The organism is Paenibacillus tianmuensis (genome assembly GCF_900100345.1).
Taxonomy (GTDB): domain Bacteria; phylum Bacillota; class Bacilli; order Paenibacillales; family NBRC-103111; genus Paenibacillus_G; species Paenibacillus_G tianmuensis.
The window spans coordinates 15,281-28,247 of the sequence record NZ_FMTT01000062.1 but is presented as its reverse complement, the minus strand read 5'-3'; the positions used below and the strand labels follow the sequence as shown (position 1 = coordinate 28,247).

At 51.0% G+C, this 12,967-nt stretch carries 7 protein-coding genes; all 7 read right to left on the bottom strand.

Annotation, left to right across the window (positions count from 1 at the left end):
* Window positions 1-23 precede the first annotated feature (23 nt).
* The 7 genes from BLO51_RS26110 to BLO51_RS26080 all read right to left on the bottom strand — a co-directional run bounded on the left by BLO51_RS26110 (window position 24) and on the right by BLO51_RS26080 (window position 12,931).
* Window positions 24-824 carry a transposase gene (locus BLO51_RS26110; RefSeq protein ID WP_281180437.1) on the bottom strand — a complete coding sequence of 267 codons (801 nt, stop codon included), beginning with the start codon at window positions 822-824 and terminating at the stop codon, window positions 24-26.
* A 304-nt stretch (window positions 825-1,128) separates the two neighbouring features.
* Window positions 1,129-1,530: a DUF6896 domain-containing protein gene (locus tag BLO51_RS26105; RefSeq protein WP_090676546.1), complete on the bottom strand. Its 402-nt coding sequence runs from the start codon at window positions 1,528-1,530 to the stop codon at window positions 1,129-1,131.
* A gap of 30 nt (window positions 1,531-1,560) precedes the next feature.
* A complete protein-coding gene (locus tag BLO51_RS26100; protein ID WP_167670342.1) occupies window positions 1,561-2,856 on the bottom strand; it encodes a polymorphic toxin-type HINT domain-containing protein in 1,296 nt (431 codons plus the stop codon).
* Window positions 2,857-3,139: 283 nt separating this feature from the next.
* The gene (locus BLO51_RS26095) at window positions 3,140-3,370 is read right to left on the bottom strand and encodes a hypothetical protein (RefSeq protein ID WP_090676543.1); all 231 of its coding nucleotides are present in this window, start codon (window positions 3,368-3,370) and stop codon (window positions 3,140-3,142) included.
* 234 nt (window positions 3,371-3,604) lie between these two features.
* Entirely contained in the window at window positions 3,605-4,399 is a 795-nt protein-coding gene (locus tag BLO51_RS26090; RefSeq protein ID WP_090676541.1) for a hypothetical protein, read from the bottom strand.
* 22 nt (window positions 4,400-4,421) lie between these two features.
* Entirely contained in the window at window positions 4,422-12,056 is a 7,635-nt protein-coding gene (locus BLO51_RS26085) for a polymorphic toxin-type HINT domain-containing protein (protein WP_090676538.1), read from the bottom strand.
* Window positions 12,053-12,931 (bottom strand): hypothetical protein, encoded by an 879-nt coding sequence (locus tag BLO51_RS26080; protein ID WP_090676534.1) that lies wholly within the window; start codon window positions 12,929-12,931, stop codon window positions 12,053-12,055. Before BLO51_RS26080 ends, BLO51_RS26085 begins: the two co-directional genes overlap by 4 nt.
* Between the last annotated feature and the right edge of the window lie 36 nt (window positions 12,932-12,967).

The window sequence follows — 12,967 nt, the reverse complement described above, 5'->3', positions numbered from 1 at the left end:
TGTACAGTCAAAAGTTCTCACGCTTAAGAAGCCGACAAATCGGCGTCAACAAAAGAGGTGTCCTGCTTGGAATGGATTATTTTCGTTATGGATAAATGCAGATTTTGGGCAAACAGGCGAAAAATCGACTTGCGTAAATACACCGTCACGGTCGCTTCCGAAACGATGGTCTTGGACGGGGTTCTCAAATAGCGAAAGAAGAGGTCGGGAACCCGCTCGGAAAAACGCAAGGCGATCAGTTGCACCAGTCCCGTCGCAATACAACTGCACATCACAAATCCTTCGATGGCCTGAAGAGTCAATCGAATCCGTTGTCTATCTGTTTCGTCCGTCACTTGCTCCAAGGGATGAGGCTCCCCCTTTCGGAGATACCGCTTCAGCTTTGGCATCGACTTGCTCCAGAAACGGTAGCCGAATGCACCGATCACTTGCTTCATTTCCCGAAACGTGCATTCGATCTTGAATCGATAGCCGGACAAGCGAATGATGTCCTCCGCTGCAAGCGTCAGATCGGTGCTCGCTAAAATGGAAAGTTGGTCACCCCGCCTGACCAGAACAAAGCGTAGTTCCTGATACAATCCTTGCCCCCACAACAGATCCAGGCACAGGAATTTCACCGTCTCTTCCTTGCCGTACATCGTCACGGTAGCAGTTCGAAACTCGGCCGCGCGATTGTGGAACAACTCGATCAGCTTCACCATCTGGCCTTTTTTCGGCGGACGGCCCCGTCCCTTTTTTCTAACGGCGGGACGCTCATAGGCTACGGCATTGGCTTTGACCTTCACGACGATGTGCAGACGAGCGGTTCTTGACTGATTCCACACGCCCAGCCTTACTGGGTCGTCAAATGAACAAGCCGCCCCGTCGGCAGTTGAATTGCTGGGAAGGGCGACTCGGTCAAGACAACGCGATGGTTAGTCTCATTGAGACTTGACTAGTCGTATTTCGGCAACTGGTTGTCTAAGGCGTTTTGAGCCTTGTCTAAAAACAATTGTGAAAAAAGATTATTCCTCTCATTCGAGTTGGAATAATCTTTTTTCCATAGTGTTCGGATTATTTGTTGTAATGCACAATTTTGTTATTAAATCAAAGGTGAGTTTACACAGAATAATTTACAGACTCGCTTTTTTACACTGGCAAGAGATAATACAAATCATATTTTTTTATCATTTTTCCTTTTTGCTCCATGTCCTCACACTCATTAATTATCGTTATTGCTCTGTATGGCACAGTGCTTTTGTTATTATCTCTAATGTAAGAATAAAACAGCATTGGATTAATCCCACACCATTTATCACCGAACCCAAAATCCCAGTCAATCTCGATATCTTTATTCGAAAATCTACATCCTCTCCCATGAAATGTATAGTAATTCATACCATCTAAATAAAATTCTCCACTTGGGCACTTTGCCCTAAATGTTCTTAATTCTTCTTTTGAACTAAGGCCGAGTCCGTTGAGCATTAGTGCACATACAGCATTCACATCATTAATGTACTGTTTTAACAAAATTTCCAACTCTTCATTCATATGATTACCTCCTATCGGCATCATAATCAGTTATTTATGCATACCAGCAAGTACATCTTCTAAAGTTCTATAATGGAGTTTTTCAATTTGATTTTTATGGATATATTTAATTGGAACTCTCTCATAGCCAAGTCTTCTAAATGCTTCTAGCCTATGATGGCCATCAACAATTATTGCTTGACTACTATGAACATAAACTGGGATTGGAGGCACCGCCTCAGGTCCCTTCTCTTGAATCACCTCTATTAAATCATTGATACCTGTCTCATGCGTATTATTGCTTGGCTGAGATTTATATAGCTTATTTATATCATAACTTGTTCCCTTAATAATCTTAGGAGCACTTTTACCTGTCCCCCCAGTGGAACAATTATGCACCCAAATCCCGAGATTAGATACAAAATAGGAGTTAAAGTCCTTAACCTCAAAATTGTAAACCGTTGCTTCACGTAGCTCTTTTTCAATCTTATCTATTGCCAGTGTAGCCCCGTCGCTCGTAACAAGCAAGTCGCCAACTTTCAGGTCTTTTACAAGCGTCCATCCCTTACCATCGAGCCAGAACGGATGCTCTGCTGTTGCTTCGATTACTTCATTACCAATGTACACCTTGTAGATTTTGTCAGCCTGTTTTTGGAACAGCCCAACGACCTCTTTATATGCCACTTCTCCGGTTTCATCAGACTTAGCGAGAACCTTATCCCCTACCTCGATTTCCTCGATAGGTTTCTCCCCTTTATCCGTGAGAACCTTCGTCCCGGCGGTAAAGCAGTTGCACCCGTTGACCAGCTTCTTAACGGTATTCTCCGCTTTTTTCATCCATGGCCCCATAAACAAGCGCTCAAGCTGCTTCTCCGCGGCGATGACGCCTTTGGTCGCATACTTGCCCGCATGCTTCAATCCCGGAATCGGGATCAGGCTCAGCGCACTGCCGATACCTTCCGCCCAGCGCTCCCCTGTAGATAAGCGTTCGCCGGTTACGAAGTTGGTGCCCAAGAATGCTTGCTGGAAGCCTTTGAGCGTGCCTACCCACGGTACTGCATCGACGAGGAAGTTGCCTCCCTGCAAGAGGAACGACGCATCGCCATCCCGGCTCAAGCCGAACGGGTCCACATAGGAGACCGGATTGCCGTTGACATAAGCGTACCGGTTTAGCGTCGAAGCCTCGGAGATCGTTCCGGTCACGACGTCGCGGTTGACGAAACGCTTGATCTCCGGCTGGTAATATCGGGCTCTCATGTAGTACAAGCCATTCGGGTCTGTCATGACCCCGTCGCGTCTGTTATATTGGAACGGGTTGTCTGTGTTCCCCCAATCGCGAGAAGTCATGCCCGCTGGAGGCTCCATGTCAAGTTCGGATCCCAAAATTTGGTATTTCCGAGTTTACTCAAAATTGTTGACAGACAAAGCAAAACTTGCTTCTTGTTCAAGAAAGGGGAGTACTATTTTTCTCCTTTCCTCCAACGAAATTTTAGAAACGTATGACGTCCCCCCCAACGGTAAAAACGGCAGCATAAGGGAACCCCAAAGAAGCTACCGTTTTTACCATGATGGTCTACTGTTTACTTTCTCAATAGGATATAGACTACCTGCCCCTGTGCTCTAAAAGAATCTAGTCTTCTTTCGATAAATGGTCATATTCGATTAATATTTCAAAATCATCAGTAGGACAATAAATACCAGGATGTTTGCCACTATCTTTTCCGAAAAACATTAAAGTTTGGCCACAATTCGGGCATTTTACTTCTTCGCCAGCCATAACCTTCTCCCTAATTCGTTGTATTCGTTTGACTTCTCTTAGTATTTCTTCCCGCGATCGTCTTGTCAACATGTCTCGCCCCATTTCACAAGTGCCCTCCTTTGCCTCAAAAAAGAACAGATGCTCGCCTTTAATCTAAATCCCGATATGGATTTCATAGATTTCGTTGGCTTGTTTTTGAAACAACCCCATGACCTCTTTATAGATCACTTCACCGATCGGTACTGGGTAGAGAAAAAAGCAAAAGAAAGACCCTGAAGATATTTCACCTCAAGGTCTTAAGCTGTGAATCTTCATTTCAAAATGATTGTTATTACATTATTTTGGCAAAGTAAAAATGACGTCAATCGGGTCTTTACCTTCAAAAAACGCTGAGTAAAGTTCCTCTCTTTTCTCCGGTGTTAAATGAACTCTCTCAAACAATAGCTGACCTAATTTAATTAATACCGTCGATTCCTGTGGAGTTACTATTTTCGAATTAACAATATATTCTGTGCTTCTTGGTGTTGCCCATGCCCAATCTCTAATAGCTGACTCAACAGTAGGGTAATTACATTTTAAACAACTGATATTAGAATGAACACTATAGAGCGGATGAACAATAAACATAAATGTTGAAATTACAAAGGTGCGATTTTGTAATTTTATTGCGTGAAGAACTTCTTCGGCAAATGTCCGGTATTCAGAAGGTATAACCCCCCAATCAGAATAACCCATTGAAACCAAAATCTCTATTGCGCTTTTTCTATCCGAAAATTGTGCTAGTCGCAAGAAAATCTCGTTCTTCATAGTATTGTTTGTCGCAAATACACCTAGACATCTTGCCGCATCTTCCACTCTAGTTTCACCCTGAGATACTAATGATAAATACTCGTCAAATATCTCACGATCGTAATTAAAAAATGGAAACTCGACGATTGTTTCGATCAGTGCTGCTTTAGTGCTTTTTTCCTTGGTATGTGGAAGGAGCTGCTGTAACCGCGAAAAAAAATCCTCTCCTAACTCTTCTAGCGAGTATTGGTCTCTGATGGACCTTAGAACTGAGAATAGGATACTATCCTCATCTCTGTCTAACATAGTATTCAATAAAAGCACTGTTGTTTCTTTAACCATGTCTACACACCTATTCTTCGTTTTAGTGATTCTGAATTACCTTCCACTCTATAGCCCCATTTACTTCCCGATAAAGAAGTCTCATTTTATTAGAATTACCATTGTTGGGACCAAGGTCAAGACTCCACCAACCATCATTCCGAAAATGGTCTCTATATTGAGATAATCTTTGCGCTGCGGAGGTATCTCCATTCTTACGTGCCAATAAATCTTCTAAATGCTGATTAGCTAATGTCTTTTCATTTGACGTTAGATGTCTTGTGGAACCTTTGGGCAAACTAATATCCCGAGGGATTTTCGCATCCAGCCTAGCTCTTAGATTTCCAATATTCGCATGCTCTATCCCTAACAATCGCTGAGGTGAAGGATTTACATCACAGTTATGCACCCAGATTCCGAGGTTGGATACAAAATACGAATGAAAGTCCTTAACCTCAAAGTTATAAACCGTTGCTTGTCGCGACGCTTTATCAATCTTATCTATTGCCAGTTTAGTGCCGTTACTCGAAACAAGCAAGTCGCCAACTTTCAGGTCTTTTACAAGCGTCCATCCCTTGCCATCAAGCCAAAACGGATGCTCGCCTGTAACCTCGATGATTTCATCTCCGATGTGGATATAGTAGATTTCATCGGCTTGTTTTTGGAACAGCCCAACGACCTCTTTATATGCCACTTCCCCGGTTTCGTCAGACTTAGCGAGAACCTTATCTCCGACTTCAATGTCTTCGATATTCTTCTCCCCTTTATCCGTGAGAACCTTCGTCCCGGCGGTAAAGCAGTTGCACCCGTTGACCAGCTTCTTAGCGGTATTTTCCGCTTTTTTCATCCAAGATCCCGCAAACACACGCTCAAGCTGCTTCTCCGCGGCGATGACGCCTTTGGTCGCATACTTGCCCGCATGCTTCAATCCCGGAATCGGGATCAGGCTCAGCGCACTGCCGATACCTTCTGCCCAGCGGTCTCCTGTAGACAAGCGTTCGCCGGTTACGAAGTTGGTGCCCAAGAACGCTTGCTGGAAGCCTTTGAGCGTGCCTACCCACGGTACCGCATCGACGAGGAAGTTGCCTCCCTGCAACAGGAACGACGAATCTCCATCCCGGCTCAGGCCGAACGGGTCCACATACGAAACCGGGTTGCCGTTGACATAAGCGTACCGGTTTAGCGTCGAAGCCTCGGAGATCGTTCCGGTCACGACGTCGCGGTTGACGAAACGCTTGATCTCCGGTTGGTAATATCGGGCTCTCATGTAGTACAAGCCATTCGGGTCCGTCATGACCCCGTCGCGTCCGTTGTATTGGAACGGGTTGTCTGTGTTCCCTTCGTGCTTCAACGTTTCCCCGTACGGACCGTACGTGTAACGATCTGTCACTTGTCCCTTGGCGTCAGTCAAGGCGATCGTACTGCCGCGGCGGTCGTAATGGTACGTCCGGTATTCGCCCGACGCTTCTTCCCGGCCGAGCAGTCCCAGACCGTAGACATAGTAAGCCTTGACCTTTCCTTGGTCGTCCTTCTCCATCAGCACCTGCGGCAGCCAAGCGTTCGGGTTCACGACATACCGCGTGGTCTGTCCGCCCGAAGTCACGGCAATGCGCTGGTTCTCGGCATTATAAGCGTAGCTTACTCCGCCTGCCGCAATCAACCGGTTGCGCGCATCGTAACGATATTCCTGCATCGTCCCGCCGAGTGGACCCCCAATCATGTTCCCATTCGGATCGTAGGTGACAGGGTTTCCGTTAAACGTCGCAAGGCGGTTATCCGACGTATACGTCATGGCGATATTTCCCGGAACCGCACCAGAAAGACTCGTCATGGAAGCATATGTTGCCGAGGTGACCGTTCCTGCCGCGCTTCGTCCATACACAGCCGCCGTGACTCCTTGCGCTCGGAGGCTCGCAGCTTCATTGCGCTCTTGAATGACGTTGCCCGCTTCATCATATCCGAATTGATATTGGCTGATATAGCTGCCGTCAGCGGCGCGGTCCCACAGCTTCGTCAACTGACCGGCTGCGTCATAGTCCCGAGTCTCCACGCTGCCGTCCGGGCGGGTAGTGGTCAGAAGGCGGCCGTTCGCATCGTATCCGTACGCGGTTTTGCGTCCCGCCCAGTCCATCACTTCCTTCATGCGGCCGGCGGCATCGTACGTATAAGTTACTTTTTTCCCATCGGGATAGGTCAATGTCGTCAACTGGCCGATTTCGTTATAGCCGTATTGCAGCACATTCCCATCGGTATCCGTATACTTGATCACCCGATCCAGTTTATCGTATTCCCGGGTAGCCGTTTTTCCCGATTGATCCGTAACGGCCGTGATGCTGCTGTTCGCATCGTACGTGTATGTCGCAGACCCTTCGGGATCGGTAAACCGGTCGAGCCTTCCGGCTTGGTCGTAACGGTAAGCCGTAGCTTGTCCACGTCCGTTCGTCTCTTGTTCAAGCCGTCCGTTTGCATCGTAAGCATAGGTATGAGCATGGCCCGCGGCATTCGTCTCGCTGAGCAGCCGCCCTGCTTTATCATAGACGTATTTCTTTTCATTGCGATTCGGGTCGGTAACGCCAGTAATTTGGCTGACCGCGTCAAAAATTTGCGCGGCTTTCCCTTGCTTGGCGTCGGTAACCTCGACCAGACGGCTTAACTTATCGTAGGCGAGCTGCGTCTGGCGTCCTTTCGGATCGGTCCACTGGGTTAGCCGGTTCAGTGCATCGAACTGCTGTGTGACTTTGCGGTTCAAAGCGTCCGTGATGGTGACCGGATTGCCCTTCGCATCGAACTCCACCGACCTGATTTTACGATTCATCGCATCATAGACGGCTGTCATTCGATCCTTGACGTCGTATTCATAGCGGGTGGATTCGCCAAGCGCATTGGTCGACCGCACCGGTCGGCCCTTCGCATCGTAGGCGTACAGATTGCTGTGACCGAGTGCATTCGTTTCTTTCACCAAGCGGCCTTCGCCATCGTACTCGAAGCGGGTTTCTTGGTTCAGCGCATTTTTCACGCTGGTAAGATTTCCGTTGCCGTCGTAGAAATACTGCGTCACGTTTCCTTTGGCATCTGTTTCCGTCAACGGGTTCCCCATCGGATCGTACGTGTACGAAACCGTCTGTCCTGCCGGGTCCGTGACGCTGAGCACCAGGTCGTTCGCATTATAGGTCAGCACGGTCTCTTTGCCGTCATTTCCCTTGATCCCGACGACGCGACCGGCGGTATCGTAAGAGTAAGTGACCTTATTGCCTTCCTGATTGGTTACAGAAGTAAGCAAACCGTTGGTATAGCCGTAGGTCGTTTGTCTGGACAAAGCATCGGTTGCTTGAGTCATTAACCCGTTCGCATCATACGTATAGGTCGTTAGATGACCTTCCGGATCGGCTACCCCGATCAATCGGCCTTTGGCATCATAATGGCTGACGATCTGCTCGTTCTGCGGATTGGTGACCGTGAGCAAGTTGCTGTCGTCATCGTAGGTCATGGTTACTTTCTGACCGGATGCGTCCGTCACGCTAAGCAGGTTCCCCCTGCCGTCATACGCAAACGTATCCGTCTTGCGTTCCGCATCCGTCACCTGCGTCCGGCTGCCTTCGCTGTCATAGGTGTAGCTCGTTTCCTGACCGAGCGCATCCCGAACGCCAAGCAGCTGGTAGTTCTTGTCGTGAGTCAACACGTTGACGCTGCCTTCACGATCGGTGACCGCCGTAACGAGGGTACCGTCTTTCTCGACATACTCGAACTTCGTAGCGCGATGCCCGGCTACGGCATCCTGCTGCGCAATGATCCGGCCCTGGCTGTCGTACGTATTGCTGAATGTCCGGGTGCCTTGTTCCGCTGCCGTGAGAATGCGGCCTTTGTCGTCATAGCTGTATACCGTTTCCTGACCTGCGGGATCGGTGATTTTTTCCAATTGACCTTTCGCATCGTAAGACAGCTTCACCTGGCGCTGGAGCGGGTCTTGCACGACAGCAAGCCGTCCATTGGCATCATAGGTTAGTCCGATTCCTATGCCGGATAGCGGCTCGGTTACCGAGGCCAGCTGCCCGGAGGCGTTATAGCTAAGCGATAAAGCCTGGCCCTGCTTGTTGCCCAAAGATAGCAAGCGGCCGGCTGACGAAAATTCATAGACGGTGCCGTCCTTGCGGGTTAAGGTATAAGAACCGTCCGCCCGGCGGACCAGTCTGTCCAGCTTCACGGCGGCTTCGTCGGAGCCGTAGAGCCCACTGCCTTTCGCTGTAAACGTATTTTTCCGGTTCGCGTTCCAATGGACGCTAAGCTTGCCATCGCCCGAATCCTCTACCCGGATGTCGTACAAGTGTCCCCAACCCGGGCCCATCACCCCCGAATTCAAGAGCAAAGAGTAATACTGTACCGTAAACGGCACACCCGCAGCGCCTTGCGCGGTAAGCAGCGTACGCTGGATGATTTGCGCTCCTGTTCCCGTGTCGACCGGGTCGGCATGCAGGGATCGCGTATCATATTGCGAAGGGTCCAGCTTGCGGATCACTTCGACAGCGCCTATGCCGGAGATCGGCTTGTCGGCCGTCTCGAACGCAAAAGCATCGGCAGGACCGAATACATCCAACTCGGCGGTTCCGGTATTCAGGATACCGTAACGCACGCCGGCCGGAATCGTAAGCGGACTTGCGCCCGGATGCCGGGTTCCGTCTTCTTTCACATAGGTGTAAGGACCTATTACCGCAATCGATTGCGGGCTTCCTGTCCGGTTGGCCGCTTGCATGCTTTGACCCGGTGCGACGGACGCCGAAACAAGCGCCGGCCCGCTACGGTCAGTCATCTGAAGCGTGTCGTACGGTCCCCATACCGTCAGACTCGCGCCTTCCGTTTTCGTAATCGCCGCCCGTTTTCCCGATGCGACGGTTAAAGCATAGCCTTCAAAAGCTTTTTGGTACGGATGAATGCTTCCGTTCTCGTTCATAACGGCATAGTCGAATTTGCCGCTGGTGCGCAGGCTCGTTCCAGCCGTTGTCGCTGCCTGAGCTTCGAGGCTTTGACCGGAGGCCAGCGTCTTGACCAGCAGCGCCGGATTGGCGCGGTCCGTTATGCGGAAAGCGTCCTTGGAGCCTGTCACCACAATCGTCTGACTATCCCGGTTGGTTATCGCGATCCGGTGGGCAGCGCCAAGAGGAATAGTTCCTAAAGTACCTTCCCTGTCGTAGAACAAAATATCCCCGGAGCTGTTGTATTTGACCACGTCTATGACGCCGGAAGCTTTCACGCTAAACTCCCTGGAGGAAATGTTAACGGCTTCCATGCTTTGGCCAGGGGCCAGCTCTTTCATAAATGCGACCGGGCCGCCGCCGTCATCGACCGTCACCGCATCGAAAGGAACGGCAATCTGAAACGGCGCCGTATTCGCGTAAGCGATCACGATCCGTTTGAACGGGCTGAGCAAAATACTTCTTGGGTTCGCTCCTTTTACAAAAGAAGACACGCTGCCGTCCGAATTGTAGATCGTATAGTCGGATACGCCCAGGACATTGATAAAAATCCCGGCTCCCGTTACGTTCATGAGCCCTACGCTTTGACCGGAGTCAAGCGTCCGGGTAAAGAACGCCGGATCGGTCCGATCCGTTAAGCGGAAAGCGTCGTACGAGCCCTTTAACCGAACGGGCTGTGCGTCGACATTCGTCAGCACAATTTGTCCGCCTGCACCGACTCCATGCGTTGTGGCGGCAGAGCCCCGCCCGTTGTACTCAACGTTTCCGCTGCTTTTATAAGTCGCATAGTCGTGCTCGCCATTGACTCTAACCGAGAAATGAGAGGCCGTATCGTTTTTAGCCGCCAGAGTCTGGCCCGGTGCCAGCATCTTGACAAAAGAAACCGGCGTTGCCCGATCCGTGATCCGGAACATATCATAGGGGCCAAAGACCTCCAAAACGTCCATCTCGGCATTCATAACCGCGATGCGTTCGCCGGGATTCACCTGTCTGTTCATATCGTTGGAGTCCTGAACATACAACTTGATCGGGCCGGAGCCTTCATACATGGCATAGTCGTGCGTACCTTTGAAGGAGACCGTCGTATAGCCGGTTCCCGTAAGGGCCGCTTCCATGCTTTGTCCCCGGGGCAATGCTTTCACGAACAAGGCCGGGTCGGTCCGGTCGGAAATTTGAAACGCATCGTAAGAGCCCTTCACGGTAATGCTCTGCGCGTCGGCGTTCGTCACGACGATCCGCTCGCCGGAGTCGATCCCTTTGCTTCCTTTGGGAACCGCCCGTCCGTAATATTCTGGCGAGTTCTTGCCTTTGTAGCCGGCATAGTCGAATGTGCCGCTCATCCGGATGGAGAATGATTTTTCCGCTCCGTTAAGAGCATGAACAGTCTGCCGGGGGGCCAACTGTTTGACGAAAGAAACCGGCTTCGCGCGGTCGGATACCCGAAAAATATCGTAAGGGCCGATCACTTCCAGGGCCGGGTCTTCCGTGTTCATGACGGCGATGCGTTCGCCCGGAGCAACCTGCCTGGGGCCGCTGCCGCTATCGCCCGAATACAGCTTGAGCGTACCGGCTGCATCGTAAATCGCGGAATCCGATAACCCGTCCGTCGTGATCGTTGACGATTTCGATCCGGTATGGACCGCCTCCATGCTCTGTCCGGCGGCTAACGTTTTCACGAAGAGCGCTGGCTCCGTGCGGTTCGCGAGCTGAAAAGCATCATACGGACCTTTGGCCTGAATCGTCCCGGCATCGGTATTCGTTACGATCAATTGATCGGAAGAGCTAACGCTTCGGGTACCGGCAGGATTCTTGCGTCCGTACGATTCCGCCTCCCCTTTGCCGTTGTATTTCGCGTAATCGTGCACCCCCGTCAATCTGACGGAATACGCTGTACCGGCTAAATTGATCGCCTTGAGCGTTTGTCCGGGGCTCAGCGCCTGAACGAACGTCACGGGCGCGGACCGGTCAGACACCGTAAACGCGTCGTAGGGACCCCATACATCGATGGCAACCGTGTCGGTGTTCATCACGGCGATCTTTTTGCCATGGGCGGTTAATACCGAGCCGATCGAATTATCGTCTGAATAGCTGACCATCGGGCCGGTGGACGACGAATAAGTGGAATAATCGTACTTGCCGGTCATATGGACGTAATAATCTTTGGCTGTCACATTGACAGCTTCCATGCTTTGCATCGGCGCAAGATTTTTCACAAACAGCGCGGGATTGACCCGATCGGCGGTCTGGATAACGTCGTATGGCGCCGATACCTCCAGGGCCGAGGTGCCCGAGTTGGTAAACGCTACCTTGCGCGATGGGCTTGCGGTAAAGGTTTCCGCATTCCGCTTTCGGCCGGACGTCGAAAGGTCGTCGGAATCGGTATAATAAGCGTAATCGTACGTGCCCAGCGTCGTGATGTCCACGCTTCCCGACGAAATGTTCGTCGCTTCCATACTTTGGCCCGGCGACAACGTTCGGATCGTCAGGGTGGGGGTTGTACGGGACGTAATCCGGTATGCGTCGGAGGAGCCGGAGATTTCCATTGAGCTCCCACCCGCGTTGGTGATAGCAATCCGTTCCGAGGCCTGGTTGTGCATGCTTGCGGCGGTCGATCTTCTGGCATAGCTTTGCAAGCTATCCTTGCCGCTGTACCGCGCGTAATCGTATTCGCCGTTTAAGCTAAGGTAAAACGCCTTCGCAGTCTGGTTCAACGCATCGACGCTTTGGCCGGGCGCGAGCACCGCTTTAAACGTAACGGGCTGCGTACGATCGGCGAAGGAGAACGTCTCGTAGGGCCCGAAAACCTCGAAAACGATTCGCCTCCGGTATTGGTAACGGCAAGCCGCTCCGAGCTATCCACCATTTTATTCGCCGGCTTCTGGGTCCGGGCATACGAAGAAATGCCAGACGAATTGAATAACGCATAATCGTGTGTGCCTTCAAGCGTCACATTCGCCGTATAGGCCGTCGTGTTGGATGCTTCCAGACTTTGTCCCGGATTCAGCATGCGGCTGATGAGCGCCGGATGATTCAAATCCACGACGGAGAAAGCATCGTAGGGCCCGACAATTTCGACCGGGGACGCACCCGTATTGGTCACATTCAAATAATTCGCCGCTCCGATGAGGTTGCTGCTCAGGCGCTGGCTGCGTCCATAGGCAACGACCTGACCCGTACCTCGATGCTCCGCATAATCGTACGTGCCGCTTAAGCTGACGTTAAAGCTTTTGGGCGAGGTATTAGTCGCCTTCAAGCTTTGTCCTGACGACAGCGTCCGGGTAAAAGAAGCCGGCTTCGCCCGGTCGGAAAACGTAAAGCCGTCATACGGTCCGGACACCTCGTATGCCTTGGAATCCGTATTGGTCACGACCATCCTTTTTCCCGACGATAACGATATGCTTCCCGGGAGCTTCTTCCGGCTGTAAGAAGATACCGCCCCGTCCGCATCATAGATGGCGTTGTCGGACAAGCCGCCCACCGCCAAGCTAAACGTTCTCGGCGTCACGTTGGCTGCTTCCAGGCTTTGTCCCGGCGACAGCGTTTTATAGTAAATGGCTGGACTCGTGCGCGTCGAAAATTCGATCATGTCGTAAGGGCCCCATACCTCGTAGCCCTTCTTGTC